The organism is Nocardiopsis sp. CNS-639 (assembly GCF_000381685.1).
GTDB lineage: Bacteria > Actinomycetota > Actinomycetes > Streptosporangiales > Streptosporangiaceae > Nocardiopsis > Nocardiopsis dassonvillei.
Window position 1 is genome coordinate 13,564 of the sequence record NZ_KB906878.1, and the last position, 18,858, is coordinate 32,421.

Sequence of the window (18,858 nt, forward strand, 5' to 3'; positions counted from 1 at the left end):
GGCCCCGCCGCCCCCGCGGTGGCGCCCCGCCGGAAAGGAGCGCGACGTCGCGGCGTCCGGCCCCCAGGTACGACGAGAAGAAGGTGTCACGGTGTCCGCCAAGAAGGCCCCCTCCTCCCCCGATCCGTCCCGCGGGACGCAGGCTCCCCCGCCCAGGCTCACCTGGTGGCTGACCGCCGGATCCCTCCTGGTGGTCGCCGCCCTCGTCGGCGTCCTCGTCCTCACCTTCACCGGTGACGACCACACCGCCCCCGATCCGACGCGCGTCGCCGAACTCCAGGCCTCCGCACAGCAGCGCGACCGCGCGCAGGTCGACCAGCTCGTCGAGCGCACCACCGCCGCGCACGGGCAGCTGGTACCCGTGGTGGAGAGCCTGGACGCGGCCGTGCCGCCCGACGGTTCCACTCCCGCCGGGGAGGCCCCCGGCGCCGGGGAGGTCGACTCCTGGCTGGAGACCGTCCAGGAGGCGGCGGTCCACTTCGAGGACGCCCCCTCCGGCGACAGCGGCCACAACGTCGCGCACGCGGGGCTGTCCAACGCCGTGGACCTGCTGGGGTCGGCGGTGGTCGCCTACTCCAACGCCGAGCGCGCCCAGGACGGACAGCGGGCGGAACTGCTCGAACTCGCCGGCGACCTGCGCACCCAGGCGGTCCGTGGCTGGTCGGTGGCGGCCACCCAACTGGACATGGTCAGCGTCGAGTCCGGCCACGGCCACGTCCACCTGTACCTGCCCGCGGCGCCCGGCAGCGGCGCCCTGGGACCCGACGGAGCCGAGCCCGGCGAGGGCGGCGGCGCGCCCGCGGAGGGCGGCGCCGACAGCGGCGACCAGTGACCAGTGACCACCCGGTTCCGGAACACCCGGAGGCACGCAGAGGGGAGCATGCGTTGACGCGAGTCGGAGTATGGCTGATCGGGGCGCGGGGATCGGTGGCGACCACCGCCGTCCTGGGAGCCCTGGCGGTGCGGTCCGGGGCGTCGGGGCGGACGGGGTGCGTGACCGAGCGCCCCGAGTTCGCCCCGGCGCGCCTGCCCGGGATCGGCGACCTGGTCTTCGGCGGCCACGACGTCTCCGAGATCCGCCTGTGCAAGAACGCCGAGCGGCTGGCCCGGGCGGGGGTGCTGCCCGCGCACCTGCCGCCGGCCTTCGCCGACGAACTGGACCGGGCCGAGCACCGTCTGCGCCGGGGCCTGCACGCCGCCACCGCCGGGGTGGGGCGCCGCGACGTGGACCGCCTGGAGGCGGACCTGCGCGAGTTCGCCGAACGGGAGGCGCTCGAACGCGTCGTGGTGGTGGACCTGTCCAGCACCGAGCCCCGGCCCGAACCGCACGCCGAGCACACCGACGACGACGCCCTGGAGGCGGCCCTGGACGCCGGGACCGCGCGGATCCCGGCCAGCTCCGCGTACGCCTACGCGGCCCTGCGGGCGGGCTGCGCGTTCGTGGAGTTCACGCCCAACACCGGGCCCCGGCTGCCCGCCCTGGCGCGGCTCGCCGAGCGCTCGGGCGTGCCGTGGGCCGGGTGCGACGGCAAGACCGGGGAGACCCTGGTCAAGAGCGCGCTCGCGCCGATGTTCGCCGCGCGGGCGCTGCACGTGCGCTCGTGGTCCTCGCTCAACCTGCTCGGCGGCGGCGACGGCGCCACCCTGGCCGACCCGGCCAACGCCGAGAGCAAGCTCGCGTCCAAGGCGCGGGGTCTGGAGCACATGCTGGGCCACGGCCCGGACGGGCCCCTGCACATCGACTACGTCCCCGACCTGGGCGACGCCAAGGTCGCCTGGGACCACGTCTCGTTCGAGGGGTTCCTGGGGGCGCGGATGACCCTGCAGTTCACCTGGTCGGGCTACGACTCCGCGCTGGCCGCGCCCCTGGTGCTGGACCTGGCGCGGCTGACCGCCCACGCCCACCGGCGGGGCCGGGTGGGCCCCCTGCCGGAGCTGGCGTTCTTCTTCAAGGACCCCGTGGGCACCCGCGAACACGGCCTCGCCGAACAGTGGCGGGCCCTGACGTCCTGGTGCGCGGCACCGGAGGAGGAGGCCGAGTGAGAGCGCGCGACCTGGCGAGGCTGGTGCGCCTGCCCGCGGCGCTGAGCGTTCCCGGCGACGCCCTGGCCGGTGCCGCGGCGGCCGGGGGCCTGCGCGGCCCCGGGGCCTGGGCGCTGCCCGCCGCCTCGGTGTGCCTGTACTGGGCGGGCATGGCCCTCAACGACTACGCCGACCGGGAGGTGGACGCGGTCGAGCGCCCCGAACGCCCCATCCCCTCGGGGGCGGTGCGCCCCGGCGAGGCCCTGGCGGTCGCCGCGGGGCTGACCGTGACGGGCGTGGGCCTGGCCGCGGCGGCGGGCGGACGCCGGGCGGCGGGGGTGGGCACGGCCCTGGCCGCCACCGTGTGGGGCTACGACCTCCTCCTCAAGAGGACCCCGCTGGCCCCGCTGGGCATGGCGGCGGCCCGGGGGCTGGACGTGCTGCTGGGCGCGGGCGCGCGCCCCGCCGACGCGGCCAGGCCCGCGCTGGCGCTGGCCGTCCACACGTTCGGGGTGACCGCCCTGAGCCGGGGCGAGGTGCACGGGACGCGGCCCTCCGTGGCGGCGGGGGCGCTGGTGTGCACCCTGGCCAGCGCCGCGCTCGCCGCCGCGCCCGCCCGGCCCACGCGCGAAGGTGCGGCGGGCGGCGCCGCGGCCAGGGCCCTGGCGGGGGCGCTCGCGGGGGTCTTCGCGTTGGGGGTGGGATCCGCGCAGGTCAGGGCGCTGGTCGAGCCCGAGGCGCACCACGCGCGCGCGGCGACGGGTGCGGGCATCCGGGGGATGATCCCGCTCCAGGCGGCCCTGCTGGCAGGGCACGGCGCGCCGGACGTGGCGTGCGCGCTCACCGTCGGTGTGCCCGTGGCGGCGCGGGCGTCCGAGGCGGTGTCGTTCACATGAGGTTCGGATACGGCACCAACGGCTTCTGGGACCACCGTCTGGACGACGCGCTCGCCGTCATCGCCGACCTCGGCTACGAGGGGGTGGGGCTGACGCTGGACCATCCGCACCTGGACCCCTTCGAGCCGGACGCCTTCGCGCGCACCGCCCGCATCGGTCGGCGGCTGTCCGAACTGGGCCTGGCGGTGGTCGTGGAGACCGGCGCCCGCTACCTGATGGACCCGCGCCGCAAACACGAGCCCACCCTGGTCTCCGACGAGGGCGCCGAGCTGCGGGTGGACCTGCTGCGCCGCGCGGTGCGCGTCGCCGACGACCTGGGGGCCGAGGCCGTCTCCTTCTGGTCGGGCATCCTCCCGGCGGGGGTGAGCCGGGAGCAGGGCTGGTCGCGGCTGACCTCGGGTGTGGAGCGGGTCCTGGCCACCGCCGACGACCTCGGCGTGGACTGCGCGTTCGAGCCCGAGCCCGGCATGTTCGTGGAACGGGTGGCCGACGCGCTGGAGCTGCGCGAGCGGCTCGGCGACCCGCCGCGCCTGCGGGTGACGGTGGACGTCGGGCACGGCGTGTGCAACGAGCCGGACGGCCCCGAGGGCGCGGTCCGGCGGGCCGGTGCCCTGATCGCCAACGTCCAGCTGGACGACATGCGGCCGGGCGTGCACGAGCACCTGGAGTTCGGCGACGGCGAGATCGACCTGCCGGGGGTCCTGGGCGCCCTGGAGGAGGTCGGCTACCGGGGTCTGGCGTCGGTGGAGCTGCCCCGCCACGGGCACGCCGCTCCCCTGGTGGCCGAGCGGTCGATCCGCGCGCTCACGCGGGCGCTGGCCGACTCCCGCGCACGGAGGGCGGGGGTGTGAGCGGGGAGTACGCCTTCCTGGACACGGACGCGGCGCGCGGGGCCCTGGCCGCCCAGGTCGGGCAGGTGCGCGAGCGGCCCGAGCGGATCGCCGTGCTCTTCCCCTCGGCGGCCAGGAGCGTGGCGCGCGGGGCCGGTCCGTCGGGCGACCCCGACGGGGTGGCCGGGCCGACCCTGGAGGACATGGCGCGCGTGGAGCTGCTGGCCGCGCTGTCCGGGGCCCTGGCCCCGCCGGAGCTGGCCCGGGAGGTCCGCGACCTGTACCACCACGGTGACGCGGGTGAGCGGCGCGCCGTCCTGCGCGGCCTGGACGCGCTCGACGTGCGCGGCCGCGGCCGGGAGGAGGTGGCCGGTGCGGCGCGCGAGCTGCTGACCGACGCGATGCGCGCCAACGACACCCGGTTGGTCGCGGCGGCGGCCGCCAGCTCGGCGACGGCCCTGCTCGACGCCGACTCCTGGCGCCAGGGAATCCTCAAGTGCCTGTTCACCGGGGTGCCGCTGGGGTCGGCGGCCGGGCTGCCCGACCGCGCCGATGAGGAGCTGGCGCGCATGTGCGCCGACCACGCCGAGGAGCGGCTCCTGGCGGGGCGGCCGGTCCCCGATGACGTCCACCTCGTGCTGCGGCACTTCCCCGGGCAGGCCGCCCGCCTGGACTCCCACCGAACGGAGGCGTGATGCGTATCTTCGACCCGCACATCCACATGACCTCGCGCACCACCGACGACTACGAGGCGATGTACGCCGCCGGCGTGCGCGCGGTGGTCGAGCCGTCGTTCTGGCTGGGCCAGCCCCGGACCGGCGTGAGCTCGTTCCGCGACTACTTCGACGGCCTCGTGGGCTGGGAGCGGTTCCGGGCCGAGCGGTTCGGGATCCGCCACCACTGCACGATCGCGCTCAACCCGAAGGAGGCCAACGACCCCCGCCTGTCGGGGGTGCTGGACCTGCTCCCCCGCTACCTGGCCAAGGACGGCGTGGTGGCGGTCGGCGAGGTGGGCTTCGACTCCGGCACCGCCGAGGAGGAGAGGGCCTTCCGCCACCAGCTGGAGCTGGCCGGGGAGTTCGGGCTGCCCGTCCTGGTGCACACCCCGCACCGCGACAAGGCGGCCGGGACCCGCCGCACCCTCCAGCTGGTCGCCGAGTCGGGGCTGGCGCCCGAGCGGGTGCTCGTGGACCACCTCAACGAGGCCACCGTGGCCATGGTGCACGAGTCGGGGTGCACGCTGGGCTTCTCCATCTACCCCGACACCAAGATGAGCCCGGAGCGCATGGTCCGCGTCCTGTCGGAGTGGGGCCCGGAGCGGATGGTGGTCAACTCGGCCGCCGACTGGGGCCGCAGCGACCCGCTCGCCACCCTGCGCACCGGCGAGGCCATGCTCGCCGCGGGCTTCACCGGACGCGACGTCGAACGCGTGCTGTGGGACAACCCGGTGGAGTTCTACGGCCGCAGCGGGCGCCTGCTGCTGGACGACGTGCACGGGGCCGACCACACCGCGACCTACTCGGGGAACTCGGTGCTGCGCGGCGAGCGCGCGGGCGGGGGTGCCGTGTGAGGCTGCGCCACCCCGACGGGACGGTCGTCCACCTCGCCTACTGCACCAACGTGCACCCCGCCGAGGACCTGGACGGCGTCCTGCGCCAGGTCCGCGTCCACGGCGGCGGCGTGCGCGAGGCCCTTGGCGCGGACCGGCTCGGCCTGGGCCTGTGGCTGCCCGCCCCGCTGGCCCGGGAGCTGGCGGCCGATCCGCGCCTGACCGACCGGCTGCGCGCGGAGCTGGAGGCCAACGGGCTGGAGACGGTGACCCTCAACGCCTTCCCCTACACCGGGTTCCACGCGCCCGTGGTCAAGCGGGCCGTGTACCACCCCGACTGGACCGACCGGGCCCGGCTGGACTACACGGTGGACTGCGCCCGGGTGCTGGCCCGGCTGCTGCCCGACGACGCCGCGCGCGGCAGCGTCTCCACCCTCCCCCTGGCCTGGCGCGAACCGTGGGACCCCGGCCGCCTGGCCGCCGCCCGCGCGCACCTGGCCGAACTCTCCGACGCCCTGGAGGACCTGGCACGGCAGGGGCGGCCGGTGCGGGTGGGACTGGAGCCCGAACCCGGGTGCGTCGTCGAGACCACCCGGGACGCGGCCCGTCTGCTCGGGGATCCGCCGCCGCACCTGGGCGTGTGCCTGGACACCTGCCACCTGGCGACGGCCTTCGAGGAGCCGGGGGCGGCCCTGGACCGGCTCTCCGGCGCGGGCCTGCCCGTGGTCAAGACCCAGGCGTCGGCGGCCGTGGAGGTCCCCGACCCCGCCGACCCGGCAGCGCGCGAGGCCCTCGCCGCCTTCACCGAGGACCGCTTCCTGCACCAGACGCGCGCACACGGCGGGGACGGGGCGCGGGAGGGCCGCGACGACCTGCACGAGGCCCTGGGCGGCGCCGACCCCCTGCCCGACGACGCGCCCTGGCGCACCCACTTCCACGTGCCCCTGCACGCGCCAGCCGCCGCCCCGCTGCGCGGGACCAACGAGCACCTCACCCGCACCCTCGAACGCCTCCTGGGTCCCGGCGGCGCGCGCACCGACCACGTGGAGGTGGAGACCTACACCTGGTCGGTGCTGCCGAGGGAGCGGCGCCCCGCCGACGACAGGGGGCTCACCGAGGGCGTCGCCGCCGAGGTGGCCTGGGCCCGCGACCGGTTGACCGACCTCGGCCTGACCCTGCTGTGACACCCCGCGAACCGAAGGGACACCCCCATGCCGACGGAGGAACCGCGCCTGCTCGTGGTCGACGCGGTCGGGCTCACGCCCCGGCTGCTGCGGCACGCGCCCCGGCTGCGCGCCGTGGCCGACCAGGGCTGGCAGGCCCCACTGGAGACCGTCCTGCCCGCCGTGACCTGCACCGTCCAGTCCACATTCCTGACCGGCCGCACCCCCGCCGGGCACGGCGCCGTCGGCAACGGCTGGTACTTCCGGGACCTGGGCGAGGTGTACCTGTGGCGCCAGCACAACCGCCTGGTCCAGGGCGAGAAGGTGTGGGAGACCGCCCGGCGCCGCCGGCCGGGTTTTCGCACCGCGAACGTGTGCTGGTGGTACGCCATGGGCGCCACCACCGACTGGACCGTCACGCCCAGGCCGGTCTACCACGCCGACGGGCGCAAGTCCCCCGACTGCTACACCCGGCCGCCCGCCCTCCACGACGAGCTGACCGCGGAGCTGGGGCCCTTCCCGCTCTTCCAGTACTGGGGGCCGACCGCGTCGCTGCGCTCCACCGAGTGGATCGTGGCCGCGACCCGCAGACTGATGCCCCGCGCCGACCTGACCCTGTGCTACGTCCCCCACCTTGACTACGACCTGCAACGGTACGGCCCCGACTCGGAGCAGGCCCGCCGGGCGGTGGTGGACATGGACGCGGCCCTGGCGCCCCTGCTGGACGACGCCGAGCGCTCGGGCACCGCCGTGATGGTCCTGAGCGAGTACGGCATCACCCCCGCCGACAGGCCCGTGCACGTCAACCGGGTGCTGCGCGGGGCCGGGCTGCTGGAGGTGTACACCCAGCACGGGATGGAGTACCTGGACCCGTGGGAGTCGCGCGCCTTCGCGGTGGCCGACCACCAGTGCGCGCACGTCTACGTCCGCGACCCCGGCGACGTGCCCGGGGTCGCCCGCCTCCTGGCCGGGGTGGAGGGGGTGGACCTGGTCCTGGACCGCGACGGGCAGGCGGAGCACGGGCTGGACCACGAGCGCTCCGGCGAGCTGGTCCTCGTGGCCGGCCCGGGCGCCTGGTTCACCTACTACTACTGGCTGCGCGACGCGGCGGCTCCGGACTTCGCGCGGGGCGTGGACATCCACCGCAAGCCGGGCTACGACCCCGCCGAACTCTTCCTGGACCCCGCCGACCGGCTGGTCAGAGCCCGCGCGGCGGCCAATCTCGCCCGCAAGAAGGTGGGCCTGCGCTACGCCATGAACGTGGTCCCGCTCGACCCGGGCTGCGTGCGCGGCACCCACGGGCGCGCGCACGCCGACCCCGACGACGGCCCCCTGGTGCTGTGCTCCGACCCCGGCTCCGCCCGGGAACGCGTCGCGGCCACCGAGGTCCGCGACCTCATACTCGGTCTCGCCGGTGTGCCGGCACCGGCGGGGCCGTCCCCTTCCCCCTGACGCGGTCACCGCGGGGGACCACTGGACCTCCCCCTCCACCGGGGTCTTGTGCCTGTGGCGGGGTTCGGCGCTCCGGACCCGCTGCAGGCACGAGGTCACCGCAGGCCAAGGCCCCTCACGTCGCACCGGCACCGGTTTCGGTCGGTGCCGTATGCGGTGTTCCTGGGGCCTCCCCGCCCGCCCCGCCCCGTCCGCGACGACGGGACGGGCGGGCGGGGAAGTCACCCCCGACGCGGAGTCACAGGTCCCAGTCGGTGCCGTAGCGCCCGGTCAGCTCGCGCACGTCCTCGGGCGAGAGCACGGAGAACTCGCTTCCCCGCAAAGACACGACGATGCGCGAGGCCTCCTCCAGCTCGACGGCTCCGTCCAGGGCCGCCGCCGGTCCGGACGCGGCCACGATCGAACCGTGGTTGGCCAGCAGGGCCGCGCGGAACCGTCCGGGCAGGCGGGAGAGGTTGTCGGCGAGCCGGTCGCTGCCCGGCGCCGCGTAGGGCACCAGGGGCGCCTGACCGACCCGCATGACCAGGTAGGGCGTGACGGGCGGCAGCGCGGACGCCTCCGACCAGGCGGGCAGGCACGAGGCCGCGCAGGCGTGCGGCGAGTGCAGGTGGACGACGGCGCCCGCGTCCGGGACCCGCCGGTACATCGCCTGGTGGAGCGGGAACTCCTTGGAGGGGGGCGGACCGGCGATGTGCTCCCCCTCCCCGTCCAGGACGGACAGGCCCTCGGGGTCGAGGTCGCGCAGGGAGACCCCCGTGGGGCTCATCAGGGTCAGTTCCCCGGCCCGCGCGGACACGTTGCCCGAGGCGCCCGGGCTGAGCCCCAGTTCGACGGCGCGGCGTCCCACCGCGCACAGCTCCCGGGCCGCCTCGCGCGCTTCGCGGTTCACTTGTCCCCCTCCCAGGCGCGGACGAACAGGTCCTCGCGGCCGAAGTTGCCGGACTTGAGCATCAGCTGGACGTCCTCACCGTCGCTGTGTCCGAGCGTCCACGCGACGCCCGGGTCGATCTCGGGTCCCAGCGCCAGCGACGCCACGCCCAGGCGCCGCACGACGGCTCCGCTCGTCTCGCCGCCCGCGACCAGGAGCGCGCGCACCCCCGCGGTGACCAGGCGTGCGGCGATCTCGGCCAGCGCCTCCTCGATGAGCGGCGCGTCGGCGGTGTCCACGACGTGTTCGGGTGCGGCGGTCGCGTACACCACGAACGGGGACGCGCCGCCCTCCAGGGCGCGCTCCACGGCCAGCGACACCGTCGCCCCGAAGTCCCGGCGCAGGTCGGCGGGGAGCAGGTGGTGCCCCCCGCCGTGGGCGAGGGCGTGGCGCACCTGGCCCTGGGTCGCCCGCGAGGCGCTGCCCGAGAGCACGACGCGCGGCCCCGGGGGCGGGGTGAGCGGCAGGCGGCCGGTCCCGTGGGGGCCGGTGAGCCCCTGGGCGAGGGCGCTGCCGCCGGTCAGCAGGCGCAGGTTCCGCGTCGCGTCGGCGAGCGTGCGCAGGTCGGCGTCGGTCAGGGCGTCCACGACCACGAACCGGGCCCCCTCGGCCCCGGCTCGCGCGATGGCCTCGCGCACCGCCTCGGCCCCCTGGGCGACCACCGGCCAGGGCACCAGCGCGATGGCGTCCCGGCCGCCGCTGACCTGGGGGGCGAGCAGGCGCGGGAGGCTGGAGTCGGTCATGGGCGTGAGCGGGTGGTGGCGCATCGGGGACTCGTCGAGGGGGTCGTCCCCCACGAAGAGGTGGCCGCGGTAGACGGTGCGCCCGTTGGCGGGGAAGGCCGGTGCGACGACCGTGACGTCCTCGCCGAGGGCGTCGAGCACCGCCTCCGTGACCGGGCCGATGTTGCCGTCCGGGGTGGAGTCGAAGGTCGAGCAGTACTTGACGTAGAACCGATCGCACCCCGCGCTCCGCAGCCGGTCGAGGGCGTCCAGCGAGGCCGCGACCGCCGCGTCGGCGGGCGTGGTGCGCGACTTCAGGGCCACGACGACGGCGTCGGCCCCCTCCGCCGCGGCGGCGACGGGGTCGGCGCCGCCGGGGTCCCGCGAGTCCAGGACCACCGTGGTCCGGTGGCCGGACGCGGTGAGGGCGATCGCGACGTCGGTCGCTCCGGTGAGGTCGTCGGCGATCACGCCGAGGGTCGCCATGTGAGGTACTCCCTGTGGTCGGGGCGGGTCGGTCGGGCGGAGGGGTCCCGGCGTACCGTGCGGCCCGATGGCCGGGTGCGCCGGAACCCCCTGTGGGACGGGCGGGCCGAAGCGGAGCGCAGGCCCGGAGGAACACTGCTCAGACGAGGCCGGTCGCGATCATGACGTTGAGCACGAGGAACCCGGTGACGCCCGAGATGAACGAGGCGACGCCGATCGAGCGGATGCCCTGGCCCACCGTCATGTTGGACAGCGTGGTGGTGACCCAGAACCCGGACGAGTTGGCGTGCTTCATGATCTGGGCGCCGGTCGCGCAGGCCAGGTAGACCACGATCGGCGCCAGGCCGAGGTCGTCCATCAGGGGCTGCATGATGGCCGCCGAGGTCATCACGCCCAGGATGTTGGAGCCGGTGATCGTGCAGACCGCCGCGCCGACGAGGAAGGGGATGACGACCGGTGACATGCCGGTGCCCTCGATGCCCGCCGCGACGTTCTCGGCCACGCCGGTCTCCCGGATGATGGTGGCCAGCGCTCCGCCGACGCCGGTCAGGGCCAGGGGCATCGCGGCGATGCGCAGGCCCGCCTCGAACAGGTCGTTGAGGGTGGCCTTGTCCTTCCAGCGCCCGCGGAACAGCGGCAGGGCCAGCAGGCAGGCGAGGAAGAGCGCCACCGTCGGCTCGCCGACGAACAGGACGACCTCGCTGTACCAGGCCCCTTCCGGGAGCACCGGACCGGCCAGGGAGGCGACGACGATGAGGACGATGGGGGCCAGGATCGGCACCAGGGAACCGAACAGGCCCACGCTAGCGGGGGCCGCGGCTCCGTCGGAGGAGGGCTTGGTGCCGGTGCCGTCGGAGATCCCCGGGGCGCCGGCGGAGGGGGTGCCCGGGCCGCCCGCGCCCGCCAGGTGTTCGACGAACTCCGGCTTGGGCGGCACGTAGGTCTTGATGAAGGACAGGTAGACCGTCGCGGCGATGACGCCGGGGACGCCCACCATCAGGCCGTAGAGGATGGCCTCGCCCATGCTGACGCCGAGCAGCGAGGCCGACGCGAGCGGGCCGGGGCCGGGAGGGACGACCGAGGTCATGACGTAGGCGCCGAGGTAGAGGATCGGGCCGAGCTTCATCATCGACATGCCCGTGCGGTAGGCCAGGGCGGAGACGATCGGGATGAGCATGACGACCGCGGTGTCGGCGATGAGGGGGATGCCCAGCACGGTCGAGGCCAGGGCGATCGCCCAGGGCACCCTCTTCTCCGCGAACATGTTCAGGGCGGTCTCGGTGATCTTGGTGGCCGCGCCGCTCAGTTCGAGCATCCTGCCGAGCACGCAGCCGAAGATGACCAGAAGGCCGACGCTGGCGAGGGTGCCGCCGAAGCCCTCGGTGACGAGTTCGATGGTCTCCGTGCCGCCCATGCCCAGGACCAGGCCGAGCGCCACGACCACCATGAACAGCGTGGCCACGGGGTGGACCTTGAAGCGGGCGATGAGCAGTACGAGTACCGCGATGGCGGTGAGGAACGCCAACAGGGTGTAGATGTCCGACATGTCAGTGGGTCCGATCGTTCACAGGTGCGTGCGGGCGTGGCGCCAGGCGTCCAGGAGGGGGGCGCTGGCGTCGGCCAGGTCGTCCAGGCGCACCAGTGCGCCCGCCGCGACGTCGCGGCCCAGGGTGGCGTGGGCCGCCAGGTAGAGCGGTGCGGCGTCGTCGGGGGCGTCGGCGGCGTCCAGCAGGACGGGGGCCACCCCCTGGACGTCGTGGTGGTGTCCGCCCATGTCCAGCCTGGTCCCGGCGGGGAGGTCGCGCCGGGCGCGCCCGGCCAGGACCGCGTGCGGGGCCGGATGCCGGGGGGTCACCGCGCGGCGGCGGTCCACGGCGTCCAGCAGGCTCAGCGGGGTCTCCACGCCCATGAGGTGGTAGGGCAGGTACAGGCAGGCGTAGCGCCCCGAGCGCGAGACCACGTGGCCCTTCTGCGCGAGCAGTGCCCAGGAGACGGGGTCGCCGGTGCGGACGACCACGAAGACCCCTCCGGCGAAGGAGGCCTCCTCGGGCAGGCGGAGCACGCTGAAGACGTCCACGGCGCCGGGCCGGGAGAGGATCCCCCCGTCCTCGGCGAGGGAGTAGACGTCGGCGAGTTCGGCGACGCGCGCGACGGGGTAGTGCAGCGCCTCGGTGTCGGGCACCAGGCCCGTGTAGTTGGCGACGACCCCCATCTCGCAGTAGTCGGCGGCGGCCGAGCGCGACAGGCCCGCCACGGCGCGGGCGCGGGCGGCGAGCGTGGCGGGCACGTCCTCGCCCAGGGTCAGCAGGTCGGCCAGGTCGGGGGCGTCGATCTCCTGGTCGAGCTGGCGCACGCGGCCCGTGGCCGGGTCGAAGACCAGGTCGTACTCGCCCGACTTGCCGATCGCGACGACGTCCAGGCCCAGCAGGCGGGTCCGCTCGTACCACTCGACGAGGTTGGCGGGCTGGTCGCCGATCCCGGGGGTGTACACCACGCCCCGTTCCCGGGCGAGGTCGGCCAGCGCGATCCCGGAGACGGAGTCGACCTCCTTGGAGACCATGACCACGTGGCGTCCGGCCGCGATGGCGGTCCGCGCGGCCCGGGTGCCCGCCTCGGGGCTGCCGGTGGCCTCGACGAGCACGTCGTAGTCGGCGTGTTCGAGGAGGCGGGCGTCGGCGATCACCGCGATCCGCCCGTCGGCCAGCGCGGCCACCTCGTCCGCGCTGGAGCACACCGTCAGCGCGTCGGCGGGGTAGCCGAGTTCGGCGCACAGCGCGATCGTCCCCTCGGTGTCCAGGTCGCACAGGACCGAGGGCCGCAGCCGCTCCATCCGCGGGGTCTGGGCGAGCAGGGTGCGCGCGAAACCGCCGCGGGCTCCGGTGAGCGCGTAGCGCACGGGCGGTGGCGGCGCCGTGGTGGCGTCGGTGGCTTGCATGGGTTCTCCTTCTTCCGGCCTCGCGGGGGGCACGTGTGTGCCAGGCCGCTACGGCAACGCGCCATGTTTAACACCAGCGGAACATTAGAGTCAACAATTATCACGACTGGTACCATCTGAGAACACTCGTTACCATGGTGCCCATGAGCGGAACCGAGGGAGAGCGATGATTCCGGCCCAACGGCGTGAGCTGCTCGTGCGGGAGTTGCGCGGTACGGGCGTGCTGAGCGTGAAGGAGCTGTGCGAGATCCTCGACGTCTCGCACATGACGGTGCGCCGCGACATCATGACGCTGGAGGAGGAGGGACGGGTCCGCTCGGTGCCCGGCGGCGTCGAACTGGTCTCGCAGGTGCGCTCGGAGCCCTCCTACCGCGACAAGTCGCGGGTGGACGTGGCCGAGAAGCGGGCGATGGCCCGCGCGGCGGCGGCCCTGGTCGGTGAGGGGCAGACCGTCTACCTGGACGCGGGCACGACGCTGGGGCACCTGGTGCCCTCCCTGTGGAGCGTCACCGGCCTCACCGTCATCACCAACGACATCACCACCGCCGCCTCCCTCACCGACCACCCCGACGTGACCCTGTTCCTCATCGGCGGGCAGATCGACCGTGAGAACCGCTCCTCGGTCGGCGACATCGCGGCCGCCACCATCGAGGAGTTCAACATCGACGTCGCCTTCGTCTCGACGAGTTCGTGGGACCTGAGCCGGGGCACCACCACGCCCTCGCGCGCGAAGGTCGCGGTCAAGCGCGCGGCCATGGCCGCGGCCTCGACGTCGGTGCTGGTCGCCGGGGCCGACAAGTACGGGGCCTTCGGCACGTTCAAGGTCGCCGCGCTCACCAGCTTCGCCTCGGTGATCACCGACGACCGCCTCTCCGAGTCCTCCGTGCGCGCGATCCGGGAGCTGGGCGTGGGCCTGGAGGTCGTCACGCCCCAGCGGGAGGCCGACGAGGAGGCGCAGGCCCCTACCGCCTGACCCCCGCTCCGCCGGGGATCCCCCGCGCACCAGGCTCGCCCGTGCGCACGGCCGGGCGGCACCCGCTCCGCCGGGGTGCCGCCCGGCCCCTCGCCGTGCCCTCCGGTCCTCCTCCGCTCGGGGCCGCGCCCGCCCGCGCCCCGCTCCGTTCGTGTGCCCGGACCGCACCCCCGACCGTGCGCCCGGATCGTGCGCCCGGAAAAACCCTGGACAAAAATCTTCCAATGTAAGAATCTGGGTGCGCGGCCCCGCCCCGCACCCTCGGGGGCGTGCCGCGATGTGAGCGACAGGGCGATGCCCGAGCGAACGAAGGAGCCCCCCGTGCCGACAACATCCGTGCAGCTGTACTCGGTCCGTGACGAACTCGCCGACGGCCTGGAGAGCGCCGTGGCACGCCTGGCCGAGATCGGCTTCGCCCACGTGGAGCCGTACGCGTTCCACCTGGACACCGAGGAGTACCGGCGGGTGTTCGCCGCGACGGGCGTCACCGCGCCCTCCGGCCACGCCCCCGTGATCGACGCGCAGGCCCCCGAGGAGATCTTCGACGCGGCCGCCGAACTGGGCGTCACGACGGTCATCGACCCGCTGGTCCCGGCCGAACGGTGGCAGACCGCCGACCAGGTGGCCGAACTGGCCGAGCGCGTGAACCGGCTGGCGGAACTGGCCGCCGAGCGGGGTCTGGAGTTCGGCTACCACAACCACGCCTGGGAGCTGAGCACCCGCATCGGCGACAGGCACGCGCTGGAGGTGTTCGTGGAGCACCTGGAGCCGCGGGTCGTGCTGGAGGTGGACACCTACTGGGCGGGGGTCGGCGGCGCCGACGCCGCCGCGCTGCTGCGGGCCTTCGGCGACCGGGTGCGGCTGATCCACGTCAAGGACGGCACCCTGGACGGCGACGTGACACGGCAGCGGCCCGCGGGTGAGGGCGAGGTCGACGTCCGCGCGGTCCTGGAGGCCGCGCCGGGGGCGATCCGCGTGGTCGAGTTCGACGCCTACGCGGGCGACGTGTTCGACGGCATCGCGCGGTCGCTGGCCTGGCTCGGGGAGAACGACCGATGACGCGCACCGGGGCCGCCGGGGTCGGCGTCATCGGCGCGGGCAACATCTCGACCCAGTACCTGGAGAACCTGACCCGGTTCCCCGACGTCGAGGTCCGCTTCGTCGCCGACCTGGACCTGGCGCGCGCCGCCGCGCAGGCCGACGCGTACGGCGTCCCGGCGTCCGGGACCGTGGCGGAGCTGCTGGCGCGCGAGGACGTCGAGGTGGTGGTCAACCTGACCGTCCCGGCCGTGCACACCGAGGTCGGGCACCGGATCCTCGACGCGGGCAAGCACGTGTGGAGCGAGAAGCCCATCGCCCTGGACCACGACGCGGCCGCCGCGCTGCTGGCCAGGGCCGGGGAGGCGGGGCTGCGGGTCGCCTGCGCGCCGGACACGGTGCTGGGGGCGGGGACGCAGACCGCGCTGCGCGCGATCGCCCGCGGCGACATCGGGGAGCCGCTGACCGCGACCACGATGTTCCACGTGCCCGGGCCCGAGTCCTGGCACCCGGACCCGGACTTCCTCTTCGCCCACGGGGCGGGGCCCCTGTTCGACATGGGCCCGTACTACGTCACCGCGCTCGTGCACGTCTTCGGCGCCGCGACCCGGGTGCAGGCCGTGGCCTCCACCGGCCGCGCGACCCGCACGATCGCGAGCGGTCCCCGCGCGGGCCAGGTGTTCGAGGTGCAGGTGCCGACGCACCACGCCGCGCTGGTGGAGTTCGGCCCGGGCCGCTCCGCCCAGTCCACGTTCTCGTTCCAGCACGCGCTGCACAGGGCGGGAATGGTGGAGGTCAACGGCACCGAGGGCACGATCGTCCTGCCCGACCCCAACACGTTCGGCGGGGACACCACCCTGTGGCGGTACGACCGGGAGGAGCCGGTCACCATCGCCCCCGAGGGGCCCGTGTACGGGCGCGGGGCCGGGGTCGTCGATCTGGTCCGCGCGCTACGCGCGGGCGGGACCGAACGCGCGTCGGGGGCCGTGGCCTCGCACGTGCTCGACGTGCTGCTGGGCATCCGCGACGCCGCGGCCGACGGAACGCCCGTGGAGATCACCTCCGCCGTGGCGCCGGTGGCTCCGCTCCCGCAGGGGTGGGACCCGGCCAGCCCGACGCTGCGGGCGGCGGGTGCCTGACGCAGGGGGCTCGGGCGTCTGACGCGGAGACCTCGGGCGTCGTCGCCGTGAGTGGGCGACGGCGCCCGGGGCGCGTTCACGGGGACTGGGCCGACGGGCCTCCCCCGCCGGTCCCGTCGGCTCTGGCGCCGCTGTCCCCGACCTCGTCGCCCTCTCCCCCGCTGCCTTCCACCCCGCCGGGCAGCAGCCGTTCCAGGACCTGGAGCGAGCGGTAGACGTCCACCTCCTGCGGGTCGAGCAGCCACTGCAACTGCAACCCGTCGGACGCGGCGATCACCAGGGCCGCCGCGTCGTCGGGGTCGATGTCGGCCGCGATCTCGCCGGAGCGCTGACCGGCGCGGACGCGCTCGGCGAGGTCGGCGCGCAGTGCCCGGAACCGGGCCCGGACGAACTCCCGCGTGGCGGGGTGCCGCTGCTCCTGCAACGCGTCCGTCGTCAGCGTCGCGTACAGCTCGACCAGGCCGGGTATGGAGCGGTTGCGCTCCGCGCTGCGCTCCATGACCGCGACCGCGGAGACGGTGTCCTGGTCCGAGGGCTCGCACCCCGTCGCCTCGTGTTCGCGGTAGACCTCCACCAGGAGCTCGTCGCGGGAGGCGAAGTAGTAGCGCAGCGCCGCGTGGGACACCCCGATGGCCTCGCCGATCGCCCGTAGCGAAGCGCCCACTCCGTGCTCGGCGAACACCTCGATCGCGCGCGACAGGATCTGTGACCGCCGCTTCTCGGCCTTCCGGTACGTCCGGCCGGAAGCACCCGCGCCACCTGCACCATCCGCACCACCCGCGCCACCGTTCACCACGCCCTCCTTCGACCCGGCCCGCACGGTCGGCCGCCGCTGACGCGCGGCGGGACCGGTGCGGCTCTCTCCCTCGTGGACGCCTACCAGTGTGTCGGCATCGGCGCCGCGGCTCGTCCGTGCCCGGGGGCCGGTCGGGGTCCTCCCGTTCACCGGAGGACGGAAGCCAGGCCCAGGATCAGCAGCAGGGGCGCGATCAGCGCCACGACGCGGAGGACGGCTCCCGCGGCGGAGGAGAAGGTGACCGCCAGGCAGGCCCGGTGGACGAGGTAGCCGAACAGGGCGGCGACCAGGGAGACGGCGATGATATCGGGGTCGGGGCCCTCGGTGATGATCAGGGACGCGGGGAGGCAGGCGTAGAGCAGGGCCGCGACCGCGGAGGGGGCGGCCTTCGTGGCACGGAGCGTCGGAGCCCTGCGGTCGGACGCGCGCCCGTGCTCGCACGCGCACCTGCGCTCGGATTTGTGTCTGCTGCGGGACGCGCGCCTGTGCTCCAGGAGGAAGGCGATCAGGCCGGGAAGCGTGGTGACCGTGAGAAGAACGGCGTAGGCCGCCGTGAACACGGTGAGGAGGAACCCGGGGGTGACGCCGTCCGCGAGCGAGAAGGGCATCAGGAGGAGCAGGAAGGCGTGGATCCCGCCGCCGGAGGCGATCCTGGAGACCGCTTCGGCAGCGGTCTCCACGTGTGCGTGCCCCGGATCCGGGGACCTCGGCGCGCTACGGATGGTGTACGACAGCGGACGCGCGTTCTCGGGGGGTTTCGACCGCGGAGCCATACCGACATCCCACCACGCCGGAATCCGCCCTCGCCTCCGCCCCCCGCGGTGGGACTCGGGACCGCTGGGAGGGTTCCCCTCGGCGGCTCGGAACCGGGCACGGGAGGAGACCCGACACCCCCCGACGCGGCGACGCCCCGCGCAGGAGGAGGCGGATACGTCCCCGGTCAGAAGCCCTCGACACGGGCGAGGAAGCGCAGCAGCCCCGCGTTGAAGGCGACCGGCCGCTCCATGTTCACGGCGTGCCCGGCCTCGCGCACCACGGCCGCACCGGCGCGCGGGTTGGGCTTGGCGGCGGCCGCGGCGTGCTCGGCGGGCCACAGCTCGCTCTCGGCCCCGGCCACGAAAAGGGCGGACACGTCCAGCCCGGCGACCGCGTCGCGCCAGTCGCGCCGGGCGTGGTCGCCCAGCAGCTGCAGTTCCGCCGGGGTGAGCTCGCGGTCCGTGCCGCGCATCGCGCGCAGCGTCCTGACCAGGCGCACGCCGCGCCGCCACAGGGGCGTGCCGTGCCCGGTGGCCGGGATGCCGTCGGCGAAGTAGGTGTCGGCGTTGCTCTCGTCGTAGCCGTAGAAGCCGTACGGCCAGTCCGCGGTGTTGAGCATCTTCGGCGTCTGGTCCACCGACACCGCGCCCGCCAGGCGGCCGGTGCCGTGCCCGGAGGTGTACGCCCAGACGGTGTTGGCGCCCATGGAGCCGCCGACGAGCACGACGCCCTCCAGGTCCAGCCGCTCCAGGAGGGCGTGGACGCAGTCGCCGCGCCGGTCCATGGTCATGCCCGGGGGCAGGGGCCCCGCGGCGCCGTGGCCGGGCAGGTCCACGGCGAACACCCGGTACCCGGCGTCCGTGAGCGCGGGGACCTGGTGGCGCCAGGAGGTCGCGGGGGCCTTGAACCCGGCCAGGAGCACGACCGGGCGCCCCCGGGAGTCACCGTGTTCGGTGTACTCGACGCCAAGCCCGTCGTCCGTGGTGATCAGTGTCATCGCCCCTCCCGAAATCCGGGGCCATCCTCGCACACGCCCCGGGTCGAGGGCTCCGAGGCCCGGGAGGCCGCACGCTCCCCCTCCCGAGCGTGTAGGATTTTAGAAACGATAATCGTTTTCAGTCGCCATGGGCGGCAGCGGGGAGGAGGACGCGTGCCCGCGCCCCCGTCCCCGCT

General features: G+C 74.9%; 18 protein-coding genes. 11 read left to right on the forward strand and 7 right to left on the reverse strand.

What is annotated here, in order from left to right; translation table 11 throughout:
• Positions 1 to 91 precede the first annotated feature (91 nt).
• Genes G011_RS0125855 through G011_RS0125890 form a run of 8 tightly spaced genes read left to right on the forward strand, consistent with a single transcriptional unit; the run spans position 92 to position 7,912 of the window.
• Positions 92 to 832 carry a hypothetical protein gene (locus G011_RS0125855; protein WP_019610999.1) on the forward strand — a complete coding sequence of 247 codons (741 nt, stop codon included), beginning with the start codon at positions 92 to 94 and terminating at the stop codon, positions 830 to 832.
• 53 nt (positions 833 to 885) lie between these two features.
• Positions 886 to 2,043, forward strand: coding sequence for an inositol-3-phosphate synthase (locus G011_RS0125860; protein ID WP_026338667.1), 1,158 nt, complete (start codon positions 886 to 888; stop codon positions 2,041 to 2,043).
• Positions 2,040 to 2,918, forward strand: coding sequence for an SCO3242 family prenyltransferase (locus G011_RS0125865; RefSeq protein WP_019611001.1), 879 nt, complete (start codon positions 2,040 to 2,042; stop codon positions 2,916 to 2,918). The genes G011_RS0125860 and G011_RS0125865 overlap by 4 nt, the downstream gene beginning before the upstream one ends.
• The gene (locus tag G011_RS0125870) at positions 2,915 to 3,769 is read left to right on the forward strand and encodes a sugar phosphate isomerase/epimerase (protein WP_026338668.1); all 855 of its coding nucleotides are present in this window, start codon (positions 2,915 to 2,917) and stop codon (positions 3,767 to 3,769) included. The genes G011_RS0125865 and G011_RS0125870 overlap by 4 nt, the downstream gene beginning before the upstream one ends.
• Entirely contained in the window at positions 3,766 to 4,443 is a 678-nt protein-coding gene (locus G011_RS0125875; protein WP_026338669.1) for an EboA domain-containing protein, read from the forward strand. Before G011_RS0125870 ends, G011_RS0125875 begins: the two co-directional genes overlap by 4 nt.
• The gene (locus tag G011_RS0125880; protein WP_019611002.1) at positions 4,443 to 5,318 is read left to right on the forward strand and encodes a TatD family hydrolase; all 876 of its coding nucleotides are present in this window, start codon (positions 4,443 to 4,445) and stop codon (positions 5,316 to 5,318) included. The genes G011_RS0125875 and G011_RS0125880 overlap by 1 nt, the downstream gene beginning before the upstream one ends.
• Positions 5,315 to 6,481 carry a metabolite traffic protein EboE gene (gene eboE, locus G011_RS0125885; RefSeq protein ID WP_019611003.1) on the forward strand — a complete coding sequence of 389 codons (1,167 nt, stop codon included), beginning with the start codon at positions 5,315 to 5,317 and terminating at the stop codon, positions 6,479 to 6,481. Before G011_RS0125880 ends, eboE begins: the two co-directional genes overlap by 4 nt.
• 27 nt (positions 6,482 to 6,508) lie before the next feature.
• On the forward strand, positions 6,509 to 7,912 hold the full coding sequence (locus tag G011_RS0125890; RefSeq protein ID WP_019611004.1) for an alkaline phosphatase family protein: 1,404 nt from the start codon (positions 6,509 to 6,511) through the stop codon (positions 7,910 to 7,912).
• Between the two features lie 238 nt (positions 7,913 to 8,150).
• Here the strand turns inward: G011_RS0125890 and G011_RS0125895 are convergent, their stop codons facing one another.
• The 4 genes from G011_RS0125895 to G011_RS0125910 all read right to left on the reverse strand — a co-directional run bounded on the left by G011_RS0125895 (position 8,151) and on the right by G011_RS0125910 (position 12,983).
• Positions 8,151 to 8,801, reverse strand: a complete 651-nt coding sequence (locus G011_RS0125895; RefSeq protein WP_019611005.1) for a class II aldolase/adducin family protein — start codon at positions 8,799 to 8,801, stop codon at positions 8,151 to 8,153.
• Positions 8,798 to 10,048, reverse strand: a complete 1,251-nt coding sequence (otnK, locus tag G011_RS0125900) for a 3-oxo-tetronate kinase (RefSeq protein ID WP_019611006.1) — start codon at positions 10,046 to 10,048, stop codon at positions 8,798 to 8,800. The genes G011_RS0125895 and otnK overlap by 4 nt, the downstream gene beginning before the upstream one ends.
• Before the next feature lie 139 nt (positions 10,049 to 10,187).
• Positions 10,188 to 11,594, reverse strand: coding sequence for a GntP family permease (locus G011_RS0125905; protein WP_019611007.1), 1,407 nt, complete (start codon positions 11,592 to 11,594; stop codon positions 10,188 to 10,190).
• A gap of 18 nt (positions 11,595 to 11,612) precedes the next feature.
• Positions 11,613 to 12,983 (reverse strand): NAD-binding homoserine dehydrogenase, encoded by a 1,371-nt coding sequence (locus tag G011_RS0125910; RefSeq protein ID WP_019611008.1) that lies wholly within the window; start codon positions 12,981 to 12,983, stop codon positions 11,613 to 11,615.
• Positions 12,984 to 13,149: 166 nt separating this feature from the next.
• Between G011_RS0125910 and G011_RS0125915 the strand changes: the two genes are divergently transcribed.
• The 3 genes from G011_RS0125915 (at position 13,150) to G011_RS0125925 (ending at position 16,133) form a co-directional block, all read left to right on the forward strand.
• Positions 13,150 to 13,956 carry a DeoR/GlpR family DNA-binding transcription regulator gene (locus tag G011_RS0125915; RefSeq protein WP_019611009.1) on the forward strand — a complete coding sequence of 269 codons (807 nt, stop codon included), beginning with the start codon at positions 13,150 to 13,152 and terminating at the stop codon, positions 13,954 to 13,956.
• Between the two features lie 321 nt (positions 13,957 to 14,277).
• A complete protein-coding gene (locus tag G011_RS0125920) occupies positions 14,278 to 15,015 on the forward strand; it encodes a sugar phosphate isomerase/epimerase (RefSeq protein ID WP_231391595.1) in 738 nt (245 codons plus the stop codon).
• Positions 15,012 to 16,133 carry a Gfo/Idh/MocA family protein gene (locus G011_RS0125925; RefSeq protein ID WP_019611011.1) on the forward strand — a complete coding sequence of 374 codons (1,122 nt, stop codon included), beginning with the start codon at positions 15,012 to 15,014 and terminating at the stop codon, positions 16,131 to 16,133. Before G011_RS0125920 ends, G011_RS0125925 begins: the two co-directional genes overlap by 4 nt.
• Before the next feature lie 76 nt (positions 16,134 to 16,209).
• Here G011_RS0125925 and G011_RS0125930 read toward each other — a convergent pair whose 3' ends face one another.
• From G011_RS0125930 to G011_RS0125940, 3 genes are all read right to left on the reverse strand, one after another.
• A complete protein-coding gene (locus tag G011_RS0125930) occupies positions 16,210 to 16,953 on the reverse strand; it encodes a TetR/AcrR family transcriptional regulator (protein WP_369757422.1) in 744 nt (247 codons plus the stop codon).
• Positions 16,954 to 17,075: 122 nt separating this feature from the next.
• Positions 17,076 to 17,609 carry a hypothetical protein gene (locus G011_RS0125935; protein WP_019611013.1) on the reverse strand — a complete coding sequence of 178 codons (534 nt, stop codon included), beginning with the start codon at positions 17,607 to 17,609 and terminating at the stop codon, positions 17,076 to 17,078.
• Between the two features lie 260 nt (positions 17,610 to 17,869).
• A complete protein-coding gene (locus G011_RS0125940) occupies positions 17,870 to 18,682 on the reverse strand; it encodes an alpha/beta fold hydrolase (RefSeq protein WP_019611014.1) in 813 nt (270 codons plus the stop codon).
• Between the last annotated feature and the right edge of the window lie 176 nt (positions 18,683 to 18,858).

What these genes read in the sequence shown, in the direction of transcription:
- G011_RS0125925 (WP_019611011.1), top strand. Translation starts at nt 15,012, where the DNA reads ATGACGCGCACCGGGGCCGCCGGGGTCGGCGTCATCGGCGCGGGCAAC.
- G011_RS0125915 (WP_019611009.1), top strand. Translation starts at nt 13,150, where the DNA reads ATGATTCCGGCCCAACGGCGTGAGCTGCTCGTGCGGGAGTTGCGCGGT.
- otnK (WP_019611006.1), bottom strand. Translation starts at nt 10,048, where the DNA reads ATGGCGACCCTCGGCGTGATCGCCGACGACCTCACCGGAGCGACCGAC.
- G011_RS0125880 (WP_019611002.1), top strand. Translation starts at nt 4,443, where the DNA reads ATGCGTATCTTCGACCCGCACATCCACATGACCTCGCGCACCACCGAC.
- G011_RS0125890 (WP_019611004.1), top strand. Translation starts at nt 6,509, where the DNA reads ATGCCGACGGAGGAACCGCGCCTGCTCGTGGTCGACGCGGTCGGGCTC.
- G011_RS0125940 (WP_019611014.1), bottom strand. Translation starts at nt 18,682, where the DNA reads ATGACACTGATCACCACGGACGACGGGCTTGGCGTCGAGTACACCGAA.
- G011_RS0125905 (WP_019611007.1), bottom strand. Translation starts at nt 11,594, where the DNA reads ATGTCGGACATCTACACCCTGTTGGCGTTCCTCACCGCCATCGCGGTA.
- G011_RS0125910 (WP_019611008.1), bottom strand. Translation starts at nt 12,983, where the DNA reads ATGCAAGCCACCGACGCCACCACGGCGCCGCCACCGCCCGTGCGCTAC.
- G011_RS0125870 (WP_026338668.1), top strand. Translation starts at nt 2,915, where the DNA reads ATGAGGTTCGGATACGGCACCAACGGCTTCTGGGACCACCGTCTGGAC.